Below are 26,373 nucleotides of genomic sequence, written 5' to 3' on the forward strand. Positions count from 1 at the left end.
GAGGCGGCGCGGCGCCTCACAGGAGTGGCAACATGCAGATTACCGGAGACATGCTGATCGGCGGCTCGACGGTGCGCGGCACCAGGGGCACGCTGCGCGCGTTCGACCCGGCCCGCAACGCGGAAATCGAGCCGACCTTCGGCGCGGGCGGCACGACGGAAGTCGAGCGGGCCTGCGAACTGGCCGCGCGCGCATTCGATTCATACCGCGCAGCACCGCTGGAAACCCGCGCCCGCTTTCTCGAAGCAATTGCCGACAACATCGTGTCGCTCGGCGATGTATTGATCGAACGCGCGCACGCCGAATCTGCGCTGCCGAAGGCGCGCCTCGAAGGCGAGCGCGGTCGCACGGTCGGTCAGTTGAAGCTGTTTGCTGCGCTGGTGCGCGAGGGCCGCTGGCTCACCGCCACGCTCGATTCCGCGTTGCCTGAACGCAAGCCGCTGCCGCGGCCGGACCTGCGTCTGCAGAAAATTCCGGTCGGGCCGGTCGCCGTGTTTGGCGCGAGCAATTTCCCGCTGGCGTTTTCGGTCGCGGGCGGCGATACCGCATCGGCGCTCGCGGCCGGTTGCCCGGTTGTCGCGAAGGCGCATCCGGCGCACCTCGGTACGTCCGAACTGGTCGGCCGCGCGATCCAGAAGGCGGTCGTCGATTGCGATCTGCCGGAAGGCGTGTTCTCGCTGCTGGTCGGCGCCGGGAACGAGATCGGCGAAGCGCTCGTCGCGCATCCGGCGATCAAGTCGGTTGGTTTTACAGGGTCACGCCGTGGCGGCCTTGCGCTCGTCGATATCGCGGCGAAGCGTCGCGAGCCGATTCCGGTGTTCGCCGAAATGAGCAGCGTCAATCCGTTTTTCCTGTTGCCGGGCGCGCTGAAGCGGCGCGGCGATGAAATCGCGGCCGGTTTTGTCGAGTCGGTGACGCTCGGTGTCGGCCAGTTCTGCACGAATCCGGGCCTTGTCATTACGCTCGATGGCGAAGAGACGCAGCGCTTCATCGACGCGGCGGCGCAGGCGCTCGCGAAGAAGGGCGCGCAGACCATGCTCACCGCCGGTATCGCGGCTGCCTATAAGGATGGTGTTCTGCAGCGCGGCGAGGAACGTGGTGTGACGACCGTCGCACAGGGCATGGCAAGCGATGCGTCGTGTGCAGCGCTGCCGGCGCTCTTCACGACCAACGCGATGCACTTTCTCGCGACGCCGGAACTCGAAGACGAGATCTTCGGGCCGACGTCGTTGATTGTGATCTGCCCGACGATCGACGACATGCTGCAGGTGGCGCGTCATGTGGAAGGCCAGTTGACCGCGACGTTGCAGCTCGAAGCCGAAGACTATCCGCTCGCGCGGCAACTGCTGCCGGTACTCGAGCGCAAGGCGGGGCGGATTCTCGCGAACGGTTTCCCGACCGGCGTCGAAGTGTCCTACGCGATGGTGCACGGCGGTCCGTTCCCGGCCACGTCCGATCCGCGCGCGACATCGGTGGGTGCGACGGCGATCGAGCGTTTCCTGCGCCCGGTCTGCTATCAGGATCTGCCGGCTGAGCTGCTGCCGGAAGCGTTGCGCGACGAGAATCCGCTGAAGCTCTGGCGTCTGCGCGACGGCAAGCTCGGGCGGGAATAAGCCGCACCTGAAAGTCCGACATGCCGGGCGTTCATGCGCCCGGTTCTTTCTCTTTCCCTCTCCTGCGCCATGACCGACGCCAGCCGACGCTATCCCGACCTCTCCGTCCGTATCCTCGATCCGCGCTTCAACGCGCTGCGCCTTCCGCTCGCTTCGGTCGAGTGCCTGTACCAGGGCACGCGCTGGTCCGAAGGCCCGGTATGGTTTGGCGACGGGCGCTATCTGCTGTGGAGCGACATTCCGAACAACCGCATGCTGCGATGGGACGAGGAGAGCGGTGCGGTGACGCCGTTTCGCCGGCCGTCGAATAACGCGAACGGCAACACGCGCGATCGCGAGGGACGGCTCGTCACCTGCGAACATCTGACGCGGTGTGTGACACGCACCGAATACGATGGCTCGATCACGGTGCTCGCCGACCGTTATCTGGGCAAGCGCCTCAACTCGCCGAACGATGTCGTCGTGAAGTCCGACGGGTCGATCTGGTTCAGCGATCCGACCTTTGGCATCGAAGGCTATTACGAGGGCGAGAAGCAGGAATCCGAGTTGCCGGCCTGCGTGTATCGCGTCGATGGACAGACCGGCGAAGTGAGCGTCGTTGCCGATACGGTGCTGGGTCCGAACGGTCTCGCGTTTTCACCGGACGAGTCGGTGCTGTACATCGTCGAATCGCGCGGCACGCCACGCAAGATCCGCGCGTTCGATGTCGCCGGCGACGGCCGCACGCTCACTGGCGACCGTGTGCTGATCGACGCGGGTCAGGGCACGCCCGATGGCTTTCGTGTCGATATCCACGGCAACCTGTGGTGCGGTTGGGGCATGGGCACCGACGAACTCGACGGCGTGCGCGTGTTCACCGCGCAAGGCGAGGCGATCGGACATATCGCGCTGCCCGAGCGCTGCGCGAATCTGTGCTTCGGCGGACGGCATCGCAACCGTTTGTTTATGGCGGCGTCGCACGGGCTGTATTCGCTGTACGTGAATACGCAGGGCGTGAAGGGTGGTTGACGAACGATGGTGCCATGCGAGGAAAGTTGCTAAACAAGTTGGAGAGGTGACTTGGCGATGTGGTAATGCGTATCTCGATGCAATCTGTAAAACCCTTATAAATAAAGGGATTGAAGCGTAAATCCACTGGCTTGACTCCATGATGTGTTTCTGAAATTTGCTTGACATCTAAGGGCCGCCTTCGCTATGTTCCACGAGGAGCGAGACATGGAGCGCCGCTGCTCGACAGGTGGTGGGGTTCCCTACAAGAAGCGAGGAGATGCGATGATTTTTTCGGGTAGCGTGTCGGCAAGGCACGTCGCGGCGTGTGCGGCGCTTGCGGCTGCAGTGGCACTGACAACATTCGCACCGCTCGCGCACGCAGCCGGTCCAGTTGCGCTCAACATCGTCGACGTAGCCGGCGACCTGCAACTGACACAAAAAGGTTTCGAAGCCTTCAAGGCGAAATACCCGACCCTCGTGTCGAACATCACCTACACGAATGCACCGGCTCCGCAGTTGCCCGGCAAGATCAAGGCGATGCAGGGCGCAGGACGCTCCGACATCGATCTCGTGCTGACTGGTACCGACGCGCTCGCGGCCGGCATCCAGCAGAACCTGTGGATCAAGCTGCTGCCCGATCAGGCGGCGGCGTTTCCCGGCACGCTCGACCGCTATGCGCCCGGGCCGCGCAAGATGCAGGAGCTCGCGCAGGGCTACGGTCTCGAGGTCGCCTATATGCCCGCTGGTCCGCTGCTCGAATACAACCCCGCGAAGGTCAGCGATCCGCCGCGAACACCCGCGCAACTGCTGCAATGGTGCAAGGCGCACCCGGACAAGCTGATCTACGCGCGGCCCGCCAATTCGGGTCCGGGCCGCACGTTCCTGATGGGGCTGCCGTATGTACTCGGTGACAAGGATCCGCAGGATCCGGTCAACGGCTGGGACAAGACGTGGGCGTTTCTCAAACAACTCAACGACTGCGTTCCGTACTATCCGGGCGGCACATCGGCGGTCATGAAGGAACTCGGCGAGGGCACTCGCGACATGACCGTCACGGTCACCGGCTGGGACATCAATCCGCGCGCACTCGGTATCGTGCCGGCCGAATTCCGTGTGCAGGCGTTCGACAACATGACGTGGGTCAACGACGCGCACTACATGGTGATCCCGAAGGGCGTGCCGAAAGAGAAACTCGACGTGCTCTACAAGCTGATGAACTTCATGCTGGAACCGGCGCAGCAGGCGCTCACGTACGACGACGGTTACTTCTATCCGGGTCCCGCGATCAAGGGCGTGACCGTCGATCAGGCACCGGCGCACAGCCAGGACGTACTGAAACAGTACGGTCGCCCCGAATACGCGAAGCTGCTGGCCGAGCGCCCGCACGTACTGCCGCTCAGTGCATCCGCGATGGTGGCGGCGTTCCAGAAATGGGACCGCGAAGTAGGTGCGCAGAAAACGAAGTAGCCGGCTGCGCTGGCTGCTTTGCACGAGCGAACCGGACGGCGCGGCCCGCGATACCGCCGTCCGCATCAGGACATCGTCATGAAGCATCAGTTTGAGCAATTGCGGCTCGCAGCAGTGAGCCGCAGTTTCACGAGCGCCGACGGCCATCCGGTCGCCGCGCTTCAGGGACTCGATCTCGACATCCGGCGCGGCGAGTTCATCGCGTTGCTGGGGCCCTCGGGATGCGGCAAATCGACGGCGCTCAACTGCATCGCGGGTCTGCAACCGCTCACGTCCGGCGGTATCTGGCTCGACGAAACGCGCATCGACATACTGCCGCCCGAGAAGCGCGGCTTCGGCATGGTGTTCCAGAACTACGCGCTGTTTCCGCACATGTCGGTGCTCGACAACGTCGGCTTCGGCCTGAAGATGCGCGGCGTGTCGAAGAGCGAGACCGCCCGCCGCGCACGCGAAGCGCTGCAACTCGTGCAACTGGTCGGCCACGAACGCAAGCTGCCTGGTCAACTGTCGGGCGGCCAGCAACAACGCGTCGCGATTGCACGCGCGATCGTGATCGAACCGCCGCTCGTGTTGATGGACGAACCGCTGTCGAATCTCGATACGAAGCTGCGCATCGAAATGCGCGCGGAGATTCGCCGTATTCATAGCCAGCTCGAACGCGCGACGCTTTATGTGACGCACGATCAGGATGAGGCGCTTTCGATGGCCGATCGTATCGTCGTGATGAAAGAGGGCGTCGTCCAGCAGGTCGGGACGCCGAAGGAAGTCTATGGGCGGCCGAAGAATCTGCATGTTGCGCGTTTCATGGGCTATCGCAACGTGCTCGAGTTTGCGCTCGAGGGGCAGCAGGGCGACGGCATCGCGGTGAACGCGAATGGTGTGCGTTTGCTGGGTGTCGCGATGGAAGGGTTCGACAGTCAACGCGTGTGCGTTGCGCTGCGACCCGAAGATATCGAACTGGCTGCGCCAGGAACCGACAATAGTTTCGATGCGGACGTCACCACCGTCGAATACGGCGGTCACGATTCGCTGCTGCGTGTGCATACGATGTTCGGCGATCTGTGGGCGCGCATCGCCGGTGAATTTGTTGCCGGTGAGCGTCTGCGCTTAAGGGTGCCGCCTGCGCGTACGCTCGTCTACGACGGCAGCGAAGCACGATGAACGCCGCAACCCTTGCGCCTCCCGCTGCACCGCGCGATCCGAAAGCCTGGCTGGTTGCGCCGGCGCTGACCTTCATCCTCGCGCTGTTCGTCTATCCGTTCGTCTACGGTCTCGTGCTGTCGTTTCAACCGATGAACGGCGGCGGCGTGTGGGCGAACTACCGCACGTTCTTCACCGACACGTCGATGTGGCCGACGGTCCTCGTCACGCTCAAGCTCGCCGTGCCCGCGACGCTGATCAACGTCGGTGTATCGGTGCCGGTCGCATTCGCGCTGCGGCGCCACTCGCCGTATCAGAAGCTCGTTACGACACTGCTCGTGATCCCCGTCACGCTCGGCACCGTGTTGATCGCCGACGGCATGCTCACGTACTTCGGTCCGAACGGCTGGTTTCCGCAGGTGCTGCGCGCACTGCATCTGTACACGGACGAAGTGCGGCTTACGCACAACTACTGGGGCGTGTTGATCTCGCTCGTGGTGTCGGGTTTCCCATTTGCGTTCCTGCTGACGCTCTCGTACGTGACCGGCATCGACCCGACGCTGGCGAATGCGGCCGCGACGCTTGGCGCGAGCCCGTGGCAGCAGTTCCGGCAGATTTATCTGCCGTTGCTGATGCCGGGGCTGACGATGGCTGCGTGTCTGTCGTTCGTGCAGGCGTTCTCGGTGTTTCCGTCGGCGGTGCTGCTCGGTGCACCGGCCGGCCCGACTCGCGTGATGTCGATCGCGGCAGCGGAAGCGGCGTTCGAGAGCTACGACTACTCGCTCGCGTCGGCGATTGCAATCGTGATGGGCTTCGTGCAGTTGATCGTCGTCGCGGGCATGCTCGGCGCCCGGCGCTTCTTCTATCGCGGACCGGTTAGCGGAGGGAAGGGCTGATGACGACCGATCGTCCCGCTGCATCGTTACAGCCGAGGCCCACCGCAGCAGATGCGCCATCTGCACGCAACGGCAGCCACCGCACAAGTCTTGCCAGCCGAGCGTGGACCACGCTCGTATGGGGGACGATGCTGTTCTTCCTGCTGAACGTCGTGCTGCTGATCGCCACGGTCGCCGTCAACTCGCTCGCGACACGCTGGTTCGGCACGTTGCTGCCGCAAGGTTTCACGTTGCACTGGTACGCGCAGGCATGGGGTGACTTCCAGCTCGCGAGCGTACTCTGGGTCACCGTCGAAGTCGTCGGCGCGGTCGTGCTGCTATCGGTTGCACTCGGTGTGCCGGCGGCCTACGCGCTTGCACGCGTGCAGTTTCGCGGCAAGCGCTTCGCGATGCTCGTGTTCCTGCTGCCGCTGATGGTGCCGCCCGTCACCTACGGTATTCCGATGGCGACCGCGATGTACCGCATCGGTCTGGCTGGCACACTGGGCGGCGTGATCCTCGCGAACCTCGTGCCCGCGCTGCCGTTCGTGATTCTCGTGATGACACCGTTCATCGAACAGATCGATCCGGCGCTCGAGTCCGCGGCGCGTATCTTCGGTGCGAATACATGGCGCTATTTTCGCTACGTGCTGCTGCCGCTGCTCGTGCCGGGTATGCTGGCCGCAGGGCTGCTGGTGCTCGTGCGTACCATCGGCATGTTCGAGTTGACGTTTTTCACGGCCGGCCCGGCGACGCAGACGCTCGTCGTCGCGCTGTACTACGCGGTGTTTTCGACCGGCGTGCGAGCGCCGCAATCGATCGATGCGATGGCGATGATCTATATGGCGATCACGCTCGTGTGGGTGCTGATTGCGCTGCAGTTCGTGAGCCCGACGCAGATCGTCTCGCGCGTGAAGGAACAGCGCCGCTGAGCCGAGCCACCTCCTGTCGGACGAACCACGCTCGTCCACGATCCGATCAAGCTGGGAGCGATACGTGACAAAGAAAAAGACCCCTGAAGAACTGCGCAGTCATCGCTGGTACGGCGTCAACGATCTGCGCTCGTTCGGCCATCGCTCGCGCACCGCGCAGATGGGCTATAGCCGCGAAGAGTACGCGGGCAAACCGGTTATCGCGATCCTCAATACGTGGAGCGAGATGAACCCGTGTCATACGCATTTCCGGCAGCGTGCAGAGGAGGTGAAGCGCGGCATCTGGCAGGCGGGCGGCTTCCCGATCGAACTGCCGGTGCAGACGCTGTCCGAGCCGTTCCAGAAGCCGACTACGATGCTCTACCGCAATTTTCTCGCGATGGAAGCCGAAGAAACGTTGCGCTCGTATCCGGCGGACGGTGTCGTGCTAATGGGCGGTTGCGACAAGACCACGCCCGCGTTGCTGATGGGCGCGATCTCGATGGACCTGCCCACTATCTTCCTGCCCGCCGGCCCGATGCTGCGCGGCAACTGGAACGGCGCGACGCTCGGCTCGGGTTCGGACACGTGGAAATACTGGGCCGATCTGCGCGCGGGCAAGATCACCGAGGAAGACTGGCAGGGTGTGGAAGGCGGCATTGCGCGCTCGCCAGGGCACTGTATGACGATGGGCACCGCGTCGACGATGACGAGCGCGGCCGAAGCGCTCGGCTTCACGCTGCCCGGTTTCGCATCGATACCGGCGCCCGATTCGCGTCATGCGCAGATGGCCGCGAAGACCGGCATGCGCATCGTCGAGATGGTCTGGGAAGATCTGAAACCGTCCGACATCGTGACGGCCGGCGCAATCGACAATGCCGTCACGACCTGTCTCGCGTTGTCGGGATCGACGAATGCGATCGTCCACATGATCGCGCTCGCGCGCCGCGCGGGTGTCGAACTGACGCTCGATCGTTACGACGAGATTGCACGCCGCGTGCCGGTGCTCGCCAACATCCGGCCGACTGGTGCCTACCTGATGGAAGATTTTTTCTATGCGGGTGGTTTGCAGGCGATGCTCGTCGAACTCGGCGATCTGATCGACGGTTCGCAGAAGACGGTGAACGGGCGCACGCTCGGCGAGAACATCGCGGGTGCGCAGGTATTCAACGACGATGTGATCCGCCGACGCAGCGCGCCGCTGTTACCCGACAACGGCCTTGCTGTGCTGCGCGGCAATATCGCGCCCGACGGCGCGGTGATCAAGCCGGGCGCCGCTGATCCGAAGCTGCTCGTGCATACCGGCCGCGCGGTCGTATTCCGCGATTACAACGACATGGCGGCGCGTATCGACGACGATGCGCTCGATATCGACGAGACCTGCGTGATCGTCCTGCAACACGCGGGGCCGATCGGCGCACCGGGCATGCCCGAGTGGGGCCAACTGCCGATTCCACGCAAGCTGCTGCAAAAAGGTGTGCGCGACATGCTGCGCATCTCGGATGCGCGGATGAGCGGGACGAGCTACGGCGCGTGCGTGCTGCACGTCGCGCCGGAGTCGTTTATTGGCGGTCCGTTCGCGCTGGTGCAGGACGGCGACCTGATTGAACTCGACGTGCCGCGCCGCACACTGAACGTGCTGGTATCCGACGATGAGCTGGCCCGACGCAAGGCTGCGTGGGTCGCGCCGGCACCGCGTTTCGAGCGCGGTTACGGTGCGATGCATCAGGTGCACGTGATGCAGGCGGACAAGGGTTGCGACTTCGACTTTTTGCAACGCGGCGGCGCGCGTCAGGGTGATCCGGAGATCCACTGACACGGCGCTGCCGCTGCTCGAACGATCAGTTGACGATCTGCCGACAGTCAGTTGCTCGTTCAGTAACCGACGCGGTAAACCCGACCCGTCTCCGCGCCCTCGACGCTGCGCAGGTAACCTTGTGCCGCGCGTTGTGCGGTAACCGGTTCGAAGCCGCGGAAGTAAGGTGCATACGCGTCCATCGATTCGACCAGCACAGTCGGGCTCACCACGTTGATGCGCAGGCCGCGCGGCAGTTCGATCGCCGAGCCGCGCACGAAGCCTTCCAGCGCGAGATTCACGGTTGTCGCACTGGCGCCTTCGCGAATCGGTTCGTCGGCGAGGATGCCGCTCGTCAGCGTGAATGAACCGCCGTCGTTCACATAGCGCTGCGCACCGAGCACGAAATTGATCTGGCCCATCAGCTTGTCGCGCAGACCGGTCCAGAATTGCTCGACGGTCATCTCGGGCAGCGGCCCGAAGTGCACTTTACCGGTCGCCGTGACGATGCCGTCAACCTTGCCGATTTCGCGGAACAACTGCTCGATGCTCGCCGGATCGGTGCCGTCGACGCGATGCGCACCGCGTGTCGCGCCCACCTCGATCACTTCGTGACGAACCTTCAACGCTGCAGCCACAGCCTGACCCAGCGTACCCGTTGCACCGATAACGACGATCTTCTTCATGTTCTGCTCCCGCGAGTGGATGGTGAATCATTCCTGATTGTCGCGGACCGCCGCAGTGGGAAAAAGCCGTCGCGAAGCCGGGGTCCTGAAACCCCAGGTTTCGAATCGAATTCGGGTCGACGCATTCTCGCTCAGGGTCTCGCTCAGTACCGCATTGAAACGATGCACGTACTGCGCATCCGCGTGCGCAAGCCCGCTCGCGGATTGAATCAAACAGTGCGTTGCATCGCGCGATTATTTAACGCGCTGAAACTCGATCAAGCGAGCCGGCCGCCGATGATTCAACGCGTAATGTTTGTGCCCGCGAGTTTCGTAGCCGGGCGGCAGATCCGGGTTGTCGAAGCCCTCATCGAACGCTTGCGGTGGCTCTGGCTCGACCATGCCCCGATCGATCACCGTGTAACCTGGCGTGACCGCGAGCAGCAGATGGTTGCCACCCGTACGGCTGTCGAAACCCGCCATCCCATCACGCGCTTCGGGGACACTGTTGTCGAGTGTCGCGTTGCTTTGTGTCACTTCGTCGGGACCGATCGCGCCGTGTCCGTCGAGCCGCGCCGCTTCGCGATTCTTGCCGTCGGTGTCGACCGTGCTGTCGTGCGTACGATCATTGTGTAGCTCTGTACTGAGCCCGCGTGATACGGTATGTTTGTTCGTATCGTCGGTATCGGTTGTGTTCATTGCGTTCCTCACTCTGAAATATGCGGACCTCGACGGCTGTCGCGGCCTTCATTGATGAGTGAGCAAAACCCGTTCCGGGGAAGCAACGCAAAACGCCGTAAAAAAGTGCGTTCGCTCTATGAACCAAATGTCAATTTTTACTTTTTTAATGGACGATACTTTACGACAGAGTATCATCGTACTCCGACGAGCCGGCGCGCACCGAACACTCTGCAGGTCATCAGAAGCACCCACCGCAACAGCATTCTGCAACAGCGAAATTCGGGCTATTGCGGCGTGGAGGATGCACAGCGGCAGCGCGCCTTTCGAACCATCATACGAGGCAGTCAGGGCGGGTGACTCATGCACTTTGATGCTGCATTTACACATCGCGGCTACTTGCTGAATTGTGAGCCGGCACACGTGGGCGACGGCTCATGGCAACCCTATGTAGTGATCTCCCGTTCCAGCGACGGCGAGCTCGTTGCCAATCGTTTCTTTCCAACCGACCTTCGATTTCCCGACGAAGCCACCGCGATCGCGCATGCCCGCGACTGGGCGGTGCGATGGATCGACGCGAGTAGCGTGACGATCTGAGCGGGCGCATACAGCCCGCCTGGTGAAGCCCGTGCCTGGTAACGGCACGTTGCCCGGGGCGCCGCAAAACGCGGTAATCTCTCAGGACACTTCACTCTGAACCGTGCCCCGCCGCACGGCGCCGCGTCCACCATGTCAAATGTGTCTTCCCACAACTGGGGCCTCGAGCAGATCGTCGCGGATCTGCGCGCGTCGCGCGAGCAACTGCACCGCACCCGCCATCCGCTCGGCATTCGCGAACTGCCGTCGCGCGATGCGGTAATCAGCATTGTGGGCGGTTTGCGCGCGGCGCTGTTTCCGACCCACTACGGTGCCGCCGATCTGACCGACGAGAGCGTCGACTATTACGTCGGCCATACACTCGAAAGCACGTTGCGCCTGCTCGCCGAACAGATTCGCCGCGCGCTGCGTTTTCTACCCGAACATGCACAAACCAGCGACGAAGCGCTCAGCGTGCGCGCATTCGATGTGGCACGCGAATTCGGCAGGCAGTTGCCCGGTATCCGGGCGCTACTGGTGAGCGATATCCAGGCCGCATTCGCCGGCGATCCGGCTGCGCAACACATCACTGAAATTCTGCTCTGCTATCCGGGTGTGTGGGCGATGACGCACCATCGTCTTGCGCATGCGTTGCACCGGCTCGGTGTGCCGTTGCTCGCGCGCTTCATCAACGAGATCGCGCATTCGGCAACCGGCATCGACATTCACCCGGGTGCGCAGATCGATTCGAGTTTCTTCATCGATCACGGCACGGGTGTCGTGATCGGCGAAACGGCTGTGATTGGCCAGCGCGTGCGCGTGTATCAGGCCGTCACGCTCGGCGCGAAGAGTTTCGCCGCCGACCTCGACGGTACGCTTGTGAAAGGCAATGCGCGGCATCCGGTCGTCGAGGATGACGTCGTGATCTACGCGGGCGCGACGATCCTCGGTCGCGTGACGATCGGGCGTGGTTCGGTGATCGGCGGCAATGTGTGGCTCACGCATAGCGTGCCGCCGGGCAGCAGCGTATCGCAGGGCAAAGTCCGCGAAGGCGAGCGTACGGACGAAGGGAAACACTGATGGTTGCGCGCGGCGTTCGCGATGCGGTGGAGGCGGGCGCCAGACAACCCGGTGTCACCGCACGCGTTCAGATGCCGCGCTGTGCGCTGGCCGGTGTCGAAGCGACGGCGGCGCGGACTGCCCTGGCATTTGCCCGCCACACGCACGACCGCTTTGGCATCGGCGTGATTGCACAAGGTGGCCAGCGATCGGCGAGCGGTCGCGGCCCGGTCGAAGCGCGCGCGAACGACGTGATCACCGTGAATCCCGGCGAGATCCACGACGGTAGCCCGCTCGATGAACGCGGCCGCGCGTGGCGCATGTTGTACTTCGAACCGTCGTTGTTATTCGATGCCGTGGGCGAACTGGCCGATGCGCCTGCGCGTTCGCTCGAACTCACGGTGCCGGTGGCTCGTGATTTATTGCTGAAGCGGTTGTTCGAGCGTCTGTTCGCGGTATCGGTGGAAAGCGGGCCAGCGGCCGATTCGCTCGCCTGCGAGGAGGCGCTGCTTGCGCTGTTCGCGCACGTCGGCCGGCATCACACCACCGTTGCGCTTCGTAGCGCGCGCGAAGCGACTACGCCGGTTGCGCGGGCGAAGGCGCGCATCGACGACGAACCGTCCGCCACGCTTACCCTCGCCGAACTGGCCGCCGATTCTGGCATGAGCCGCTTCCAGTTGCTGCGTGCGTTTGCGCGCGAAACCGGCTTGCCGCCGCATGCGTACCAGATGCAGCGGCGTGTGATGCTGGCGCGACGATTGATCGCGAGTCGTATGGGTCTCGCAAGCGTCGCCGCCACGGCTGGCTTTGCTGATCAGAGCCACATGACGCGCGCGTTCGTGCGGCTCTTTGGTGTGACGCCGGCTGTGTATTCGGTGGCGGTTCGCTAGATCCTTCTTGCTTGCCGCTTGCCGCTTACCGCTTGCGGCACACGGCACACCATCTGCTGCGTGCACACGCACTGCAATTTCGTTCAAGACCCACTGTCCGCGAAGACATTACCCTGCCTCCTCGTTCCACAACGAAAGGAAGCGGGAGCATGAATTCGCGTTACACGGGGTATCTGTTCTGCGGACTGGCGATGATTGGCGTCGGCAGCACGGTGGTCGTCAGCAAGGCGATCGCGGCGGGCTTGCCGCCGTTTTCGGCGACCGCGTTGCGGTTCGCGATTGCGTTTCCGGTCTTCATCGTCGTGATGCGCGTGCGACGCGTGCGCTGGCCGCGCTTATCGCGCCGCGACGCGTGGCTTGCCATCGCGCAGGCGGGTGCGGGTAGCGTTGGCTACACGGTGTTCCTGATCAGCGGCATGAAACTCGCGTCGGCCGCCGATGCGGGCGTGATCGCCGGCACCTTGCCCGCGGTCTCGGCGGCGGTGGCGATGCTTGCGCTTGGCGAACGGCCCGCGCCTGCCTTGATTGGCGCGATCGCACTCGCGACGACTGGCGTGCTTGCGTGCACGGTCCATTTCGATCGACTGGCGGATTCGCGCGGCACGGGCGCGCTGACGGGCAACGCGCTCGTGTTTGCCGCGGTTATCTGCGAAGCACTCTTCATCCTGCTGAACCGCAAGTTGAGCCGACCCGTTGATGCCTTGCCGCTATCCGCACTGATGTCGGGCATCGGCCTGGCGGTCGCGATTGTGCCGGCTTGTTTCGAAAGACCGTGGACGCTACCGTTCAACGCAAGCGCGCTGCTCGGAGTCGTGTACTACGCACTGGTACCGACCGTCGCGGGTTTCGTGCTGTGGTATGCGGGCGCTGAGCGCATAAGCGGTGCGGAGGCGGGACTGATGACGGCTCTCGTACCGGTATCGGCGGTGGCGCTGGCGGCACTCGTGCTGCACGAACCGGTGACCGGCTCGCAACTGGCGGGCGTCGCATGCGTACTGGCGGCGGTGTGGCTAGCAACCTTCGGCCGCAGAGTGCGCGCAGCGGGTGCAACAGGTTGAACATCGCAGCGGCTCGATGTGGGGCTCAAGTTTTCGCGGTATGGCTAGGAACCTTCGGCCGCAGACTATGCGCACCGGGTGCAGCAGGTTGAACATTGCGGCGACTCGATGCCGGGCTCACGTTTTCGCGGTATGGCTACGAACCTTCGGCCGCAGACTACGCGTACCGGGTGCAGCAGGTTGAACATCGCGGCTCGATGCGGCGCTCAAGTTTTCGCAGTATGGTTCGCAACCGTCGACCGCAGACTGCATATGCGGCATACGGAAGATTGCGCATCATGGCGACCCGACACGGGGCTCAAGCTTTGCAGCAGGTGACAGTCGCTCATCAGTCCGTCTGCGCGCGGTTTTCACCAATGCTTTCTATGCCGAGTTCGTCAACCTTCGTCTGTGCTCGGCGATTGCCTTCCTGCGTGGTCACCCGACCGCGAGCACGTAGTGCGAGCGGGATGAATGACAGCCTGGTCACTACCGCTGAATGCGCGAGAGATGGTCTCGTTTCGGACCACTATCGCATCAGTGCGAGGACGACACTTAGGTGCGGGCCACGAAGATCACACATGGAAAAGACCCGCTATCGTGTCGAGCGGCTTTCTTTGCATCCTTTCTTTGCCGCGGCAAAGAAAGGATGTGCCGCCCCGCACAGGGGCAACGCCTGCGCTGCGAGGCGCTAACAAAGAGCCGCCGGCCGAGGCAAAAGAACCAGCCGCAGATCCAGGCAGAAAAAACCTCAAGTATTAGCAATCCCCACAGAAGGCGGAGCATTAACAATAGAGAGGAATTCCCGCCTAGTAGAAGGATCACTCCGAAACGCCCCAAGCATCCGCGACGTCACCATAGCGACACCGGCCTTATGCACACCGCGCGTCGACATACACTGATGCGACGCCTCAAGAATCACCCCAACGCCCCTAGGCTGCAGCACTTCATTAAGCGTATCGGCAATCTGCGCCGTCATCTTCTCCTGAATCTGCAGCCGCTTGGCAAACGCATCAACAAGCCTCGCGAGCTTCGAAATACCCACCACCCGATGCCCAGGCAGATAAGCGACATGCGCCCGACCAATAATCGGCACCATGTGATGCTCACAATAACTTTCGAAGCGGATGTCCTTCAGCACGATCATCTCGTCATATCCGTCGACCTCCGAGAACGTACGCGCCAGGATCTCGCGCGGATCGACGGAATAACCCGCGAAGAATTCTTCATAGGAACGGACCACGCGCGCCGGCGTATCGAGCAGCCCTTCGCGCTGCGGATCGTCGCCGGCCCAGCGCAGCAGCGTACGAACGGCTGCTTCGGCTTCTTCACGGGTGGGTCGCACAGGCGCTTCGACTGATTTCGTCTTGGCAGTTGTGCGGATTGCGCGGACCTTGCCGGTCTTGCTGTTCATCCTTCGCTCCTGTCGCGTCAGCGGAGACACGCGGGTTACACGGTGCGGCCATTGTTCCATGTTTCGTACGACGTCGCGCATCGCGATGTCGACGGTAGGGTCATACATCATCACGCGTCACTTGGGCCATTCGTCCAGCGCATCGTTGAACAGTTCGGACACGACACCGCGCAGCCAGCTCGTGCGCGGATCGTTGTGAAACTTGCGATGCCAGTGTTGCCGTAGATCGAAACGTGGCAGAAGGAGCGGCGGCTCGACGAGCGTGATCGATGCGTGTTCCGTCACGTACGCGAAGCCGATCGCGTGCGGTACGGTTGCGATCAGGTCGGTGCGCGCGAGGATGAACGGCAGGCTCATGAAGTGCGGCGTTTCCAGCACTGCACGACGACGGATGCGTTTCTTCTCGAGAAACTTCTCGAGCACTTCCTGACTGCGTCCTTCCGCGCGGACGACCGCGTGTCCCGCCGCAACGAACTGCGCGAGCGTAAGCGGCGCGCTTGCGAGTGGATGGCCGCTGCGCATCATGCAGATGAAGCGATGCGAGAAGAGCCGCTGCTGGAAGAAGTTATTGCCCGACAGGTCGGGGAAGTAGCCGATTGCCAGATCGACGTCGCCGGATTCGAGCCCGCGTTCCACGTGCGCAGGCGGCAGCGACACGGAGCGCAGGTTCGCGTGCGGCGCGCGCTCGGCGAGCGTTTGCAGCAGACGCGGCAGAAACACAATCTCGCCGACATCGGACAGCGCAATCGAAAACGTATAGGTGCTCGTGGCCGGCGCGAAATCCTGCGCGTCGAGCATGCCTTTTTCGATGCGCATTAGCGCGTCGCGTGCTGCGGGAAGCAGCGCGAGTGCACGCGGCGTCGGCTCCATGCCGCGCGAGGTGCGCACGAAAAGCGGATCGCCAAAGTAATCGCGCAACCGGCCAAGCGCAGTGCTCACGCGCGGCTGGCTCACGCCCAGGTGCTCGGCGGCGCGGCTCACGTTGCGCGTGTCTTCCATCGCGACGAGGTAAGGAATCAGATTGAGATCGAGCTCTTGCATGGCCGGTAGCCGGGCTGTATGGAGAAACCCTGTATGGAAAACCGTATACACACCAACGGATAAATCGCGCTGGCATATAGTGGGAAGCGCCACCTTGCCCCAGAAAGCCTGCCTTGACAAGCGCACGAAGCGCCATCGATAATACCTCCAGATGTTCGTTAAACGAAAGTACGTTCTTTTAGCGAACATTTCGCTGACCGCGAAGGTCAGCAGCAAGACGCGCAAACTGCCCGTCTCACCAGCACCAGCCGGGCGATGCGTCTCTCGAGGACATTCGACATGATCAACAAGATTTTCGATTCCCTTCAGGCGGCGGTGGCCGACGTTCACGATGGCGCGACCGTGATGATCGGTGGCTTCGGGACGGCGGGCATGCCGTCGGAGCTGATCGACGCGCTGATCGCGCAGGGCGCGCGCAACCTGACCATCGTCAATAACAACGCGGGCAATGGCGACGTTGGCCTTGCCGCGTTGCTGAAGGCAAAGCGCGTGCGCAAGATCATCTGTTCGTTTCCGCGTCAGACCGACTCGTATGTATTCGATGCGCTGTATCGTGCCGGCGAAATCGAACTCGAACTGGTCCCGCAGGGCAATCTCGCCGAACGTATTCGTGCGGCTGGCGCAGGCATCGGCGGGTTTTTCACGCCGACGGGCTACGGCACGAAGCTGGCCGAAGGCAAGGAGACGCGCCTGATCGACGGTCGGCACTATGTGCTGGAAGCGCCGTTGCCCGCCGATTTCGCACTGATCAAAGCGCATCGCGGCGATCGCTGGGGCAACCTGGTCTATCGCAAGACCGCCCGCAACTTCGGGCCGATCATGGCAAGTGCGGCGAAGGTTGCGATTGCCCAGGTGTCGGAAGTCGTGCCGCTCGGCGCGCTCGATCCCGAAGTGATCGTCACGCCGGGCATTTTCGTGCAGCGTGTGATCGAAGTTAAGCAAGCCGCACACGATGTGCAGTTCACCGGCCAGGCCGCCTGAGCACGGGAGATTCAACATGAAAAAACTGACCCGCGATGAAATGGCGCAGCGCGTCGCCCAGGACATTCCTGAAGGCGCCTACGTGAATCTCGGCATCGGTGTGCCGACGCTGGTGGCGAACCACCTCGATACGAACAAGGAAATTTTCCTGCACAGCGAGAACGGCTTGCTCGGCATGGGTCCCGCACCGGCACCCGGCGAGGAAGACGACGAGCTGATCAACGCCGGCAAGCAGCACGTCACGCTGCTGACCGGCGGCGCATTCTTCCATCACGCGGATTCGTTTGCGATGATGCGCGGCGGCCATCTCGACTTTTGTGTGCTCGGTGCGTTCCAGGTCTCGGCCACCGGCGATCTCGCGAACTGGCACACCGGTACACCGGACGCAATCCCCGCGGTAGGCGGTGCAATGGATCTCGCGATCGGCGCCAAACAGGTTTACGTAATGATGGAGCATCTGACCAAGCAGGGCGAGAGCAAGATCGTCGCCGAGTGCTCTTATCCGGTGACGGGTGTCGGTTGCGTCGATCGTATCTACACCGATCTCGCGGTGATCGATGTGACCGCGAGCGGCCTCGTCGTGCGCGAGATCGTCTCCGATCTCGGTTTCGATGCGCTGCAAAAGTTGACCGGTATTGCGCTGATCGACGGTACGCAGGCTGCGCGCGCCGCGTGACCTCTGCGCGGGGTTCGGCGACAATGAAGCCGCAACTGGCCACAGGTCGTACGAACAGCCTTTCGTTCAGCCTGCAGAATCTGAGTGCATCCCGCCGGGCGGCGTGCCGCTCCTTTAAGGCTTTCTCGTCCCGTCGAAGTCACCATGCTCGAAGATAGCGCCCGTCTCACCGGTCTCATCTGCGGCACCCAGCCGATGAACGACATCTGGTCGCCACGTGCGACGCTGCAGCGGATGCTCGATGTCGAAGCGGCGCTGGCGCGTGCATCGGCGGTACATCGTGTGATTCCGCAGGCCGCCGTCGCGGCGATCGAGGCCGCGTGCCACGCCGATCAGCTCGACGCCGATGCGCTGGTTCACGATGCCGCGCTCGGCGGTAACCTCGCCATCCCGCTAGTCAAACAGCTTACGGCCCGCGTGAAGGCCGCCGATCCGCAGGCTGCGAAATACGTGCACTGGGGCGCGACGAGCCAGGACATCATCGATACCGCTACGGTGCTGCAACTGCGCAGTACGTTTGCTCTGCTCGATCGCGGGTTGCAGTCCACCTGCGCGACGCTCGCCACGCTGGCCCGCACACATCGCGCGACGCCTGCGGTCGGTCGTACCTGGCTTCAACAGGCGCTGCCGATCACGCTCGGTCTGAAGTTCGCGCAATGGCTCGATGCGCTATTGCGACATCGCGATCGGCTCGATGCTGTGCGTGAGCGCACGCTGGTACTGCAGTTCGGCGGTGCGGCTGGCACGCTGGCCAGCCTGCGCGATGCGGCGCTCGACGTCACACACTCGCTGGCAAAAGAACTCGATCTCGCCGAGCCCGCATTGCCGTGGCACACACAGCGCGATCGCATCGCCGATGCTGCATCGAGCTTCGGCATGCTGATCGGCACGCTCGGCAAGATCGCCCGCGACATCTCGCTGCAGATGCAGACCGAAATCGGCGAACTCGCGGAGCCCGCGGCCGCAGGCAAGGGCGGTTCATCGACGATGCCGCACAAACGCAACCCGGTCGGCTGCGCAGCGGTGCTCACCGCTGCAACGCGCGCGCCCGGTCTTGTTGCGACGGTGCTTGCCGGCATGGTGCAGGAGCATGAACGCGCGCTCGGCGGCTGGCAGGCCGAATGGGATGCACTGCCGGATCTCGCACGGCTCGCGGGCGGCGCGCTGGCAAATATCGAACAGATTACTGGCGGCCTCGACGTGAACGTTGGACGGCTCGCCGCGAATCTCCAGGTTACACATGGGCTGATACTCGGCGAAGCGGTGATGCTCGCGCTCGGCGACAGGATCGGTCGGCTCGACGCGCATCAACGGGTCGAGCATGCATCGAAGACTGCAGTGAGTACCGGCCAGCCGCTACTCGACGTGCTATGCGCTGATGCGGAGATTACCCAGCATCTGTCGGTGGACGAACTGAAGCGTCTGCTCGATCCCGCTCATTACGTGGGCTCCGCGCACGCGTACGTCGACGCGGTGCTGAACCTTCACGCTGCGCGTGAGAGTCGCGCACCTACTCAGGAGTAACCGGCATGCCTTACGCCGCAGTCAACGGCACGGAGCTTCATTACCGGATTGATGGCGATCGTCACGGCAGCGCGCCGTGGATCGTGCTGTCGAATTCTCTCGGCAGCGACCTGTCGATGTGGACACCACAGGTCGAGCCACTGTCGAAGCAGTTTCGCGTGCTGCGTTACGACACGCGCGGCCACGGTCATTCGGAAACACCGAAGGGGCCGTACACGATCGACCAGCTCGCGGGCGACGTGCTCGGTCTGATGGATACGCTGAAGATAGGTCGCGCGCATTTTGCGGGCATATCGATGGGCGGACTGACCGGCATCGCGCTTGCTGCACGCCACGGTGAGCGCATCGATCGCGTGGTGCTGGCGAATACGGCAGCACGTATCGGTTCACCGGAAGTCTGGGTGCCACGTGCTGCGCGCGCACGCGACGAAGGCATGGTTGCGCTTGCCGAGGCCGTGTTACCACGCTGGTTTACCGCCGAATTCATCGCGCGCGAGCCACTGGTACTGGCGGCGATTCGCGATGTCTTCGCGCACACCAACAAGGAAGGCTACGCGCTGAATTGCGAAGCGATCGACGCCACCGATCTGCGCCCCGAAGCGCCAGGTATCAAGGCGCGTTCACTCGTGATCGGCGGCACGCACGACCTCGCTGCGAAAGCCGAGCAGGGGCGCGAACTGGCCGCGGCGATTCCCGGTGCGCACTATCTCGAGCTGGACGCGTCGCACATTTCGAACATCGAGCGCGCCGACGCATTTACGCAGGCTGTACTCGATTTCCTCACGGAGCCATGATGACTGAAGACGAGCGCTATGCAGCGGGACTGGAAGTGCGGCGTGCGGTACTGGGCGATGCGCATGTCGACCGGTCGCTGGCGAATCGCACCGAATTCACGGAAGAATTCCAGAACCTGATCACGCGACATGCGTGGGGCGAGATCTGGACACGCGATGGTTTGCCGCGTCACACGCGCAGCCTGCTGACGATCGCGATGCTGGTGGCGTTGAACCGTAGCGAAGAACTCGCGCTGCATCTGCGGGCAGCGAAGAACAACGGTGTGACCCGCGACGAGATCAAGGAAGTGTTGCTACAGGCGGCAATCTATTGCGGTGTGCCGGCGGGAAATGCGGCGTTTCATCTTGCCGACAAACTGTTTCGTGAGGAAGACGCGGCGCAAGCGTAAGAACGGTTGCAGAGCAACGCAACAGCTTATGCTTCTTCACGCGCACGCGGCGTCGTCGCCCTCGGGCGACGACGACTCCACCGGCACGTTAAGCAACACCGCACGCAACACCGTTTCCTTGATCATCTCGCGCCAGTGCGCGAGCGCGGCCTTGTCCATCAGCGTTTCGCCAAGAAACGCGCTGAGCGTGTACTGATTCGCGTTATAGAAGTAACCCAGCGACGCGATCATGATGTACACATCGCGTGCAGCGATGTTCGAGCGGAACACCCCTTGCTCGCGGCCCGCATCGAGCAGTCGTTGCACGACTGAAATCGCGTACCCGGAAATTTCCCGCAGCTTCGACGATTTCTTTGCGTGCTTGCCTTGATGCAGATTCTCGCTCGACAGCAGCGTGACGAATTCCGGGTGATCGAGGTAATACTGCCAGACGAATTCGACCATCTGCGAAAGCCCGTGCACCGGGTCTTCGAGATCAAGATCGAGCTTGCTTTCTGCTTCGTTGAACTGGGTGTAGATCGTTTCCAGTACTTCGATGAACAGCTGTTCCTTGCTGCCGAAGTAGTAGTAGATCATGCGGTCGTGCGATCTCGCGGCTTTCGAAATACTCTCTACACGACCGCTCGCATAGCCCTGTTTTGCGAACACCCGGATTGCTGCTTTCAGAATCTTCGCGCGCGTGTCCTGTGCCTGTTTCGCACGGATGCCGGTAGCACCAGGTTTGCGGACGGCAGTAGGACTCATGGGCGGCCTCTATTCACGGATCAGATTCCTTTAATGGACAAAGCGCCGGCCACATTTGCAACCGACGCGATGCCATCATATACAAGCGCGCTTCAATCGAACACTGGCGTTTCGACGCCTAGCACCTTGTGCAGCTTCGTGCTGGTCGTCGTGTACTGCATGTGGATCTTCTTGTCCGGGAAGATGTAGGGCGCGGCGCCGAAGGCAGCGAGCGCCGCTTCATGGAAGCCCGACAGGATCAGTTTCTTCTTGCCCGGATAGGTGTTGATATCGCCGACGGCGAAGATGCCCGGCACGTTCGTTTCGAACTTCTCAGTGTTGACACCGACCTGCTTGCGCTCGATGCCAAGGCCCCATTGCGCAATCGGACCAAGCTGCGGCGACAGGCCGAAGAAAACCAGCAGGTGATCGAGTTCGAGCGTACGCGTCACGCCGTCGCCGCCCGTTACCTTCAGCCGATGTAGCGCGTCGCCGCGGTCTTCGAAACCGTTGACCTGGCCAATCAGGCATTGCATCGACATCTCGTCGCACAGCGCGCGCATCTTTGCCACGGAGGCAGGCGCCGCGCGGAAATCGTCGCGCCGGTGCACGAGCACGACGCTTTGCGCGACGTCGACCAGATTGAGCGCCCAGTCCAGCGCCGAATCGCCGCCGCCGCAGATCACGATGTCTTTGTCGCGAAAGAGTTCGGGGTCGCGTACCCGGTAAAACAGCTGCCGCCCATGATGCCGGTCGATGCCTGGCACTTTCAGCGTGCGCGGCTGGAACGAGCCGACGCCGGCGGCGATGAAGATCGTCTTCGTGATGAATTCGGTGTTTTTGCTCGTGCGCACGAAGAAGCGTCGGTCGTCGAGACGCTCGACGGTTTGCACTTCCTGTCCGAGATGAAACGTCGCGCCGAACGGCTCGATCTGCTTCATCAGGTTGTCGGCGAGTTCCTGGCCGGTGCACATGGGCACGGCGGGAATGTCATAGATCGGTTTGTCCGGATACAGCTCGACGCACTGGCCACCGACCACCGGCAGCGAATCGATTACATGAGCACGAATTTCCAGCAGACCCAGCTCGAACACCTGGAAGAGGCCGACCGGCCCGGCACCGACGATCAATGCGTCGGTTTCGATGGGCGTTGGCGGTTCGGCGCGGGTGACGGGTTGAGTCGGTTGATCGACGACCTCGTTCATGGTTTCTCCTCGGAAGGAAGGTTGAAGGAACAACAGCGAGAGAACACGCTGAAGCGCACGGCCGTGCGCTTCAGCGCTCTAACATCGGCAACTTGTCCGTCACGTCTTTCCACGCGTCCGCATCGGGCAGCGGCGGCACGGCTTTGGTGATAACGGGAAAGACGGTTGCCAGTTCGGCGTTCAGCGCGACGAAAGCCTGCTGCTCTGCAGGCAGGTCGTCTTCGGCGTAAATTGCATTGACCGGACACTCCGGAATGCACACCGCACAGTCGATGCATTCGTCGGGGTCGATCACCAGCATGTTCGGCCCGGCGTGGAAGCAGTCCACGGGGCACACCTCGACGCAATCGGTATAGCGGCAGCGAATGCAGGCCTCGGTTACGACATGAGTCACGGCAAGACTCCTTCTGCACGGCGCGAGACGCGCGAAATGGCGCGGCGCAGCATCGCAACCGGGTGGGGAAAAGACGTTGCGCAGTCTATTTTGATCGAGTAGATTTCAAGCAAGTTTGGTGTAGCGAATACTACACGAACGGTGAGTGATCGCAACATTTTTCAAAATTGAAGATGGTGTGTTTTGCGAGAAAGTGCCATGAAACAAGGTACTTTCGTTCGCCGTGCAGGACCTGATGTAATGTCGTCGTATGGAACCCCACCCATGACTGAACATACGAAGGTCGATTTCGGTGCAGATCGTGTCGATGGCGCTATTGCCACGACGCCCGGTCCGACCGTGCTCGAAAAAGCCGCGCCGCGCAGCGAGCGGATGGCGGTGAACAAGATCGAATGCAATGCGTGCCCCGTGTTGTGTCAGATCTCGGAAGGGCGCACCGGCGCCTGCGATCGCTATGCGAACGCGGATGGCCGGTTGATCCGCGTCGACCCGGTGTGCTTCGTGTCGCGCACGACCGATGCGACTGAGCCAGCGGCGATCGGTTTTAGCGCGGATGCGCAGGTGCAGGCGAGTGCCGACAACGGCGCTCCGCTATTTGTCACCGGCGTCGGTGCATCGTCCACTTACCCCGACTACAAGCCCGCGCCGTTCATCGTGTCGTCGCAGCACGAAGGCGTCGATATGGTGACGGTCGTCACCGAGGGCATCTTCAGCTATTGCAGCTTCAAGGTAAAAATCGACACCGACCGCTTCCTCGGGCCGGAGCAATCGAACGTGCGTTGCCATGGCGAGATCGTCGGTCACGTGACGACTGCCGAATACGGCTCGCAGATGTTGAGCCTTGGCGGCGTGCATCATCTGACGGGTGGCAGCAAGAAGGAAGGTCGCGTGACCTGCGACATGATGCTGGCGCTCGGGAACAAGGAAGCGGTTGAACTGACGATCGACGGTGGCGCGAGCCTCGTTATTCGCGCGGGTGCGGCGCCGATTGTCGATGGCGTCGAGGAGCGGCGCATGCGGGTCGGTTGCGGTTCGGCGACGATCGGCATCTTTGCCAAACAATGGTTCGGCCATGTCGATGAAGTCGTCGTCGTCGACGATCACATCACCGGTGTGCTGACGGAGCACCAGGCAGGGCGTTGCCTTGGCATGACGCGCTCGGGCCTGAAGATTCGCGGCCGCAAATCGACACCGGGCCGCTATTTTCAGGTGGCAAACCCCGGTACTGGCTGGGGTGGTACTGACATTCTGGATCCACTCGCGATCGTCGAAGGATTCGATCCGGCGGTGGCGCGCCCCGGCATGCGCATGCTGATGGTGTCGACGACCGGCGAGCACGCGCAGTGGTATGAACTCGACAGCGACCTGGTGCCGCGCCCCGCGCAGATGCCCGACGCAGTGCGTCAGACCGTCGAGCGAATCGGCGAGAACTGCGAGCCGTCGCTGGCGACGGTGCTGTTTATCGGCGGTGCGGGCGGTAGTCTGCGCGCGGGCGCGACGGAGAACCCGGTGCGTCTCACGCGTGCGATCAAGGAGCGTCTCGTCAACGTGACGTGCGGCGGTGCGCCCGCCTACGTGTGGCCTGGCGGTGGGATCACAGTCATGGTGGACGTGGCACGCATGCCCGATCGTTCGTTTGGCACGGTGCCGACACCGGCGATCGTCGCACCGATCGAATTCTCGATGACGCTCGATGCCTATCGCGAACTCGGTGGTCATATGGACGCGATCAGGCCGCTTGCAGGCGTGCTTGCGCATGGGCCCGAACATCTCGAAGGCGCACCGCTCGCGCGCCGGACGCTCTCGCGTCACCCCGACAACCCCTGGCCGCTCGGTATGCCGCCGATGCTCGGGTAAGCGCGATGTCCAATGTGACAGCCCACACGCATGCACCCATCGCAACCGCAACCGAAACGGCTGCGAGCGGTGCGACGCGCAGACGTCTCGACGATGGGCGCTGGCATCTGCAGCATGGACCGATCGATCTGATCGTTGGCGCCGATGCAGCAGATGGCGATGAGGCCGCGGTGCGAGCTGCACACGATGCGTGCTGGCAGCGCTTCACGAGCGTACTCAGCGAACTCGTCGCGGAGCTGCCGCTCTTGCGCACACCGGTGTCGCAAACATCGACAGGCGAGGACAACCCGTGCCAGGGGCCGATTGCACGCCGCATGTGGTCCGCGTGCCATCCGCATCGTGCGAACTACATCACGCCGATGGCGGCAGTCGCGGGCAGCGTTGCCGACGAGCTGATCGTTGCGTTCAAGCGACCCGGCGTCTCGCGTGCATTCGTGAACAATGGTGGCGACATCGCGTTGCATCTCACCGCGGGCCAGCAATACAAGATCGGCGTGTTCGCCGATCTCGCCGCATTTCACGGCCCGGATCATCAAGCAGCATTCGACGGCAGCCTGACGCTCGACGCAACCATGGCCGTGCGCGGCATCGCGACAAGCGGCTGGCGCGGCCGCAGCTTCAGCCTCGGCATCGCAGATAGCGCTACCGTGCTTGCGCGCACAGCAGCCGTTGCCGATGCGTCAGCAACGATCGTCGCAAACGCGGTCAACCTCGACGATGCGAGCATCGTCCGGCGTCCTGCATCGTCACTGAAAGACGACAGCGATCTCGGTGATCTCGCTGTAACCGTCGATGTCCCACCGCTGCCTCAACCGTTGATTGACCTCGCGCTCACACGCGGCGCACAAACGGCACAGCAGCTGTGCGACGATGGCACGATCGAAGGCGCCGCGCTATTCCTGCAACATCGCGCGCGTACAGTAGGCATTCCCGCACACGACGTTCGTCATGTCGCGTCACGCTTCACCGAATCCATTTCCGCGCCGCCGGACGCAGCAGGTCCGGCCCGCCATCCTCACTCACCGGAGGCATCGTGTTTGAAATACGCCGCGTGTTGACACACGTCGAAGACATTTTTCACGAGTTCGGTCCGCCGCCCGCGCATCCGCTCAGACGCGGCACGCTGGCCGCGGTGATGAAGAACCCGTTTGCCGGCCGCTACGAACCGGAGATCCAGCACGCGATGGAACTGCTGAAACCGATTGGCGTCACGCTGGCCGGCCAGTTGCTCGCGGCGATGGCGGTGCCGCACGCAGCGATCGAAGGCTATGGCAAGGGAGCCATCATCGGCGCGGCGGGCGAACTCGAACACGGCGCGCTGTGGCATGTTCCCGGCGGCTACGCGATGCGCGAGCTACTCGAGAAAAACGGCGTACCGACCAACGCAATCGTGCCCTCGGCGAAGAAAGTCGGTGCACCCTCAACTGCACTCGATGTACCGATGACCCACGTCAACGCCAGCTACGTACGCAGTCACTTCGATGCAATCGAAGTGCGTGTGCCCGGCGCGCCCGCCGCGGACGAGATCGTCTATATCCTCGCGATGAGCACCGGGCAGCGTGTGCATGCGCGCGTCGGCGGTCTGGCGAAAGAAGCGATCGCCGGCAAGGACGGGCTGCGCTGACCTGCTGTATGCACCGCATCGGCAGGACAGCCCGTCATAAAACGAATCGATAGAA

General features: G+C 62.8%; 26 protein-coding genes. 19 read left to right on the forward strand and 7 right to left on the reverse strand.

Features of this window, described 5'->3' with window-relative positions; all coding sequences use genetic code 11:
• Nucleotides 1-32 precede the first annotated feature (32 nt).
• The 7 genes from BWP39_RS29965 to araD all read left to right on the forward strand — a co-directional run bounded on the left by BWP39_RS29965 (nucleotide 33) and on the right by araD (nucleotide 8,812).
• Entirely contained in the window at nucleotides 33-1,613 is a 1,581-nt protein-coding gene (locus BWP39_RS29965) for an aldehyde dehydrogenase (NADP(+)) (protein WP_096725802.1), read from the forward strand.
• Between the two features lie 69 nt (nucleotides 1,614-1,682).
• The gene (locus BWP39_RS29970; RefSeq protein WP_096725803.1) at nucleotides 1,683-2,621 is read left to right on the forward strand and encodes an SMP-30/gluconolactonase/LRE family protein; all 939 of its coding nucleotides are present in this window, start codon (nucleotides 1,683-1,685) and stop codon (nucleotides 2,619-2,621) included.
• A gap of 264 nt (nucleotides 2,622-2,885) precedes the next feature.
• Complete coding sequence (locus tag BWP39_RS29975; RefSeq protein WP_096725804.1) at nucleotides 2,886-4,070, forward strand: extracellular solute-binding protein; 1,185 nt, start codon at nucleotides 2,886-2,888, stop codon at nucleotides 4,068-4,070.
• 78 nt (nucleotides 4,071-4,148) lie between these two features.
• Nucleotides 4,149-5,231 carry an ABC transporter ATP-binding protein gene (locus BWP39_RS29980; protein WP_096725805.1) on the forward strand — a complete coding sequence of 361 codons (1,083 nt, stop codon included), beginning with the start codon at nucleotides 4,149-4,151 and terminating at the stop codon, nucleotides 5,229-5,231.
• Nucleotides 5,228-6,106, forward strand: a complete 879-nt coding sequence (locus BWP39_RS29985) for an ABC transporter permease (protein WP_096725806.1) — start codon at nucleotides 5,228-5,230, stop codon at nucleotides 6,104-6,106. The genes BWP39_RS29980 and BWP39_RS29985 overlap by 4 nt, the downstream gene beginning before the upstream one ends.
• Nucleotides 6,106-7,017 (forward strand): ABC transporter permease, encoded by a 912-nt coding sequence (locus BWP39_RS29990; protein ID WP_096725807.1) that lies wholly within the window; start codon nucleotides 6,106-6,108, stop codon nucleotides 7,015-7,017. The genes BWP39_RS29985 and BWP39_RS29990 overlap by 1 nt, the downstream gene beginning before the upstream one ends.
• A 64-nt stretch (nucleotides 7,018-7,081) precedes the next feature.
• Nucleotides 7,082-8,812 carry an L-arabinonate dehydratase gene (gene araD / locus BWP39_RS29995; protein WP_096725808.1) on the forward strand — a complete coding sequence of 577 codons (1,731 nt, stop codon included), beginning with the start codon at nucleotides 7,082-7,084 and terminating at the stop codon, nucleotides 8,810-8,812.
• Between the two features lie 59 nt (nucleotides 8,813-8,871).
• Here the strand turns inward: araD and BWP39_RS30000 are convergent, their stop codons facing one another.
• Both BWP39_RS30000 and BWP39_RS30010 read right to left on the reverse strand, forming a co-directional pair.
• Nucleotides 8,872-9,477 (reverse strand): short chain dehydrogenase, encoded by a 606-nt coding sequence (locus tag BWP39_RS30000; protein ID WP_096725809.1) that lies wholly within the window; start codon nucleotides 9,475-9,477, stop codon nucleotides 8,872-8,874.
• Between the two features lie 234 nt (nucleotides 9,478-9,711).
• Nucleotides 9,712-10,155 carry a DUF3005 domain-containing protein gene (locus BWP39_RS30010; protein ID WP_096725811.1) on the reverse strand — a complete coding sequence of 148 codons (444 nt, stop codon included), beginning with the start codon at nucleotides 10,153-10,155 and terminating at the stop codon, nucleotides 9,712-9,714.
• Nucleotides 10,156-10,497: 342 nt separating this feature from the next.
• Here BWP39_RS30010 and BWP39_RS32445 point away from each other — a divergent pair, with 342 nt between their 5' ends.
• The 4 genes from BWP39_RS32445 (at nucleotide 10,498) to BWP39_RS30030 (ending at nucleotide 13,717) form a co-directional block, all read left to right on the forward strand.
• On the forward strand, nucleotides 10,498-10,731 hold the full coding sequence (locus tag BWP39_RS32445) for a hypothetical protein (RefSeq protein ID WP_091015106.1): 234 nt from the start codon (nucleotides 10,498-10,500) through the stop codon (nucleotides 10,729-10,731).
• A gap of 132 nt (nucleotides 10,732-10,863) precedes the next feature.
• Complete coding sequence (gene epsC, locus BWP39_RS30020; protein WP_096725812.1) at nucleotides 10,864-11,790, forward strand: serine O-acetyltransferase EpsC; 927 nt, start codon at nucleotides 10,864-10,866, stop codon at nucleotides 11,788-11,790.
• Nucleotides 11,791-11,861: 71 nt separating this feature from the next.
• On the forward strand, nucleotides 11,862-12,659 hold the full coding sequence (locus BWP39_RS30025; RefSeq protein WP_170043938.1) for an AraC family transcriptional regulator: 798 nt from the start codon (nucleotides 11,862-11,864) through the stop codon (nucleotides 12,657-12,659).
• 149 nt (nucleotides 12,660-12,808) lie between these two features.
• Nucleotides 12,809-13,717 carry a DMT family transporter gene (locus BWP39_RS30030; RefSeq protein ID WP_096725814.1) on the forward strand — a complete coding sequence of 303 codons (909 nt, stop codon included), beginning with the start codon at nucleotides 12,809-12,811 and terminating at the stop codon, nucleotides 13,715-13,717.
• Between the two features lie 730 nt (nucleotides 13,718-14,447).
• Here BWP39_RS30030 and folE read toward each other — a convergent pair.
• Together folE and BWP39_RS30040 are read right to left on the reverse strand one after the other, a co-directional pair.
• Nucleotides 14,448-15,110, reverse strand: a complete 663-nt coding sequence (folE, locus tag BWP39_RS30035) for a GTP cyclohydrolase I FolE (RefSeq protein WP_207557188.1) — start codon at nucleotides 15,108-15,110, stop codon at nucleotides 14,448-14,450.
• 117 nt (nucleotides 15,111-15,227) lie between these two features.
• Entirely contained in the window at nucleotides 15,228-16,151 is a 924-nt protein-coding gene (locus tag BWP39_RS30040; protein ID WP_096725815.1) for a LysR family transcriptional regulator, read from the reverse strand.
• Nucleotides 16,152-16,430: 279 nt separating this feature from the next.
• Here BWP39_RS30040 and BWP39_RS30045 point away from each other — a divergent pair, with 279 nt between their 5' ends.
• From BWP39_RS30045 to pcaC, 5 genes are all read left to right on the forward strand, one after another.
• A complete protein-coding gene (locus tag BWP39_RS30045; protein WP_096725816.1) occupies nucleotides 16,431-17,132 on the forward strand; it encodes a 3-oxoacid CoA-transferase subunit A in 702 nt (233 codons plus the stop codon).
• Nucleotides 17,133-17,148: 16 nt separating this feature from the next.
• Nucleotides 17,149-17,808 (forward strand): 3-oxoacid CoA-transferase subunit B, encoded by a 660-nt coding sequence (locus tag BWP39_RS30050; protein WP_096725817.1) that lies wholly within the window; start codon nucleotides 17,149-17,151, stop codon nucleotides 17,806-17,808.
• Nucleotides 17,809-17,952: 144 nt separating this feature from the next.
• Nucleotides 17,953-19,332, forward strand: coding sequence for a 3-carboxy-cis,cis-muconate cycloisomerase (locus tag BWP39_RS30055; protein WP_096725818.1), 1,380 nt, complete (start codon nucleotides 17,953-17,955; stop codon nucleotides 19,330-19,332).
• Between the two features lie 5 nt (nucleotides 19,333-19,337).
• A complete protein-coding gene (gene pcaD / locus BWP39_RS30060) occupies nucleotides 19,338-20,126 on the forward strand; it encodes a 3-oxoadipate enol-lactonase (protein WP_096725819.1) in 789 nt (262 codons plus the stop codon).
• Nucleotides 20,126-20,515 carry a 4-carboxymuconolactone decarboxylase gene (gene pcaC, locus BWP39_RS30065; protein WP_096726261.1) on the forward strand — a complete coding sequence of 130 codons (390 nt, stop codon included), beginning with the start codon at nucleotides 20,126-20,128 and terminating at the stop codon, nucleotides 20,513-20,515. The genes pcaD and pcaC overlap by 1 nt, the downstream gene beginning before the upstream one ends.
• A 36-nt stretch (nucleotides 20,516-20,551) precedes the next feature.
• Here pcaC and BWP39_RS30070 read toward each other — a convergent pair whose 3' ends face one another.
• The 3 genes from BWP39_RS30070 to fdxA all read right to left on the reverse strand — a co-directional run bounded on the left by BWP39_RS30070 (nucleotide 20,552) and on the right by fdxA (nucleotide 22,837).
• Entirely contained in the window at nucleotides 20,552-21,259 is a 708-nt protein-coding gene (locus BWP39_RS30070) for a TetR family transcriptional regulator (RefSeq protein ID WP_096725820.1), read from the reverse strand.
• 92 nt (nucleotides 21,260-21,351) lie between these two features.
• Nucleotides 21,352-22,443 carry an NAD(P)/FAD-dependent oxidoreductase gene (locus tag BWP39_RS30075; RefSeq protein ID WP_096725821.1) on the reverse strand — a complete coding sequence of 364 codons (1,092 nt, stop codon included), beginning with the start codon at nucleotides 22,441-22,443 and terminating at the stop codon, nucleotides 21,352-21,354.
• A 70-nt stretch (nucleotides 22,444-22,513) separates the two neighbouring features.
• Nucleotides 22,514-22,837, reverse strand: coding sequence for a ferredoxin FdxA (gene fdxA, locus BWP39_RS30080; RefSeq protein WP_096725822.1), 324 nt, complete (start codon nucleotides 22,835-22,837; stop codon nucleotides 22,514-22,516).
• A gap of 264 nt (nucleotides 22,838-23,101) precedes the next feature.
• On the opposite strand from fdxA, the gene BWP39_RS30085 reads away from it, so the two are divergent.
• Genes BWP39_RS30085 through BWP39_RS30095 form a run of 3 tightly spaced genes read left to right on the forward strand, consistent with a single transcriptional unit; the run spans nucleotide 23,102 to nucleotide 26,318 of the window.
• Entirely contained in the window at nucleotides 23,102-24,694 is a 1,593-nt protein-coding gene (locus tag BWP39_RS30085; RefSeq protein ID WP_096725823.1) for a 6-hydroxynicotinate reductase, read from the forward strand.
• 5 nt (nucleotides 24,695-24,699) lie between these two features.
• Entirely contained in the window at nucleotides 24,700-25,752 is a 1,053-nt protein-coding gene (locus BWP39_RS30090; RefSeq protein WP_096725824.1) for a UPF0280 family protein, read from the forward strand.
• Nucleotides 25,728-26,318 (forward strand): amino acid synthesis family protein, encoded by a 591-nt coding sequence (locus BWP39_RS30095; protein ID WP_091015142.1) that lies wholly within the window; start codon nucleotides 25,728-25,730, stop codon nucleotides 26,316-26,318. Before BWP39_RS30090 ends, BWP39_RS30095 begins: the two co-directional genes overlap by 25 nt.
• Nucleotides 26,319-26,373 lie beyond the last annotated feature (55 nt).

Source organism: Paraburkholderia acidicola (assembly GCF_002362315.1).
In the GTDB taxonomy this organism is placed as follows: Bacteria; Pseudomonadota; Gammaproteobacteria; order Burkholderiales; family Burkholderiaceae; genus Paraburkholderia; species Paraburkholderia acidicola.

Excerpts from the sequence above, each read along its gene's own strand:
- BWP39_RS29965 (WP_096725802.1), top strand. The coding sequence starts at position 33 with ATGCAGATTACCGGAGACATGCTGATCGGCGGCTCGACGGTGCGCGGC.
- BWP39_RS29970 (WP_096725803.1), top strand. The coding sequence starts at position 1,683 with ATGACCGACGCCAGCCGACGCTATCCCGACCTCTCCGTCCGTATCCTC.
- BWP39_RS29975 (WP_096725804.1), top strand. The coding sequence starts at position 2,886 with ATGATTTTTTCGGGTAGCGTGTCGGCAAGGCACGTCGCGGCGTGTGCG.
- BWP39_RS29980 (WP_096725805.1), top strand. The coding sequence starts at position 4,149 with ATGAAGCATCAGTTTGAGCAATTGCGGCTCGCAGCAGTGAGCCGCAGT.
- BWP39_RS29985 (WP_096725806.1), top strand. The coding sequence starts at position 5,228 with ATGAACGCCGCAACCCTTGCGCCTCCCGCTGCACCGCGCGATCCGAAA.
- BWP39_RS29990 (WP_096725807.1), top strand. The coding sequence starts at position 6,106 with ATGACGACCGATCGTCCCGCTGCATCGTTACAGCCGAGGCCCACCGCA.
- BWP39_RS30000 (WP_096725809.1), bottom strand. The coding sequence starts at position 9,477 with ATGAAGAAGATCGTCGTTATCGGTGCAACGGGTACGCTGGGTCAGGCT.
- BWP39_RS30010 (WP_096725811.1), bottom strand. The coding sequence starts at position 10,155 with ATGAACACAACCGATACCGACGATACGAACAAACATACCGTATCACGC.
- BWP39_RS32445 (WP_091015106.1), top strand. The coding sequence starts at position 10,498 with ATGCACTTTGATGCTGCATTTACACATCGCGGCTACTTGCTGAATTGT.
- epsC (WP_096725812.1), top strand. The coding sequence starts at position 10,864 with ATGTCAAATGTGTCTTCCCACAACTGGGGCCTCGAGCAGATCGTCGCG.
- BWP39_RS30025 (WP_170043938.1), top strand. The coding sequence starts at position 11,862 with ATGCCGCGCTGTGCGCTGGCCGGTGTCGAAGCGACGGCGGCGCGGACT.
- BWP39_RS30030 (WP_096725814.1), top strand. The coding sequence starts at position 12,809 with ATGAATTCGCGTTACACGGGGTATCTGTTCTGCGGACTGGCGATGATT.
- folE (WP_207557188.1), bottom strand. The coding sequence starts at position 15,110 with ATGAACAGCAAGACCGGCAAGGTCCGCGCAATCCGCACAACTGCCAAG.
- BWP39_RS30040 (WP_096725815.1), bottom strand. The coding sequence starts at position 16,151 with ATGCAAGAGCTCGATCTCAATCTGATTCCTTACCTCGTCGCGATGGAA.
- BWP39_RS30045 (WP_096725816.1), top strand. The coding sequence starts at position 16,431 with ATGATCAACAAGATTTTCGATTCCCTTCAGGCGGCGGTGGCCGACGTT.
- BWP39_RS30050 (WP_096725817.1), top strand. The coding sequence starts at position 17,149 with ATGAAAAAACTGACCCGCGATGAAATGGCGCAGCGCGTCGCCCAGGAC.
- BWP39_RS30055 (WP_096725818.1), top strand. The coding sequence starts at position 17,953 with ATGCTCGAAGATAGCGCCCGTCTCACCGGTCTCATCTGCGGCACCCAG.
- pcaD (WP_096725819.1), top strand. The coding sequence starts at position 19,338 with ATGCCTTACGCCGCAGTCAACGGCACGGAGCTTCATTACCGGATTGAT.
- pcaC (WP_096726261.1), top strand. The coding sequence starts at position 20,126 with ATGACTGAAGACGAGCGCTATGCAGCGGGACTGGAAGTGCGGCGTGCG.
- BWP39_RS30070 (WP_096725820.1), bottom strand. The coding sequence starts at position 21,259 with ATGAGTCCTACTGCCGTCCGCAAACCTGGTGCTACCGGCATCCGTGCG.
- BWP39_RS30075 (WP_096725821.1), bottom strand. The coding sequence starts at position 22,443 with ATGAACGAGGTCGTCGATCAACCGACTCAACCCGTCACCCGCGCCGAA.
- BWP39_RS30085 (WP_096725823.1), top strand. The coding sequence starts at position 23,102 with ATGACTGAACATACGAAGGTCGATTTCGGTGCAGATCGTGTCGATGGC.
- BWP39_RS30090 (WP_096725824.1), top strand. The coding sequence starts at position 24,700 with ATGTCCAATGTGACAGCCCACACGCATGCACCCATCGCAACCGCAACC.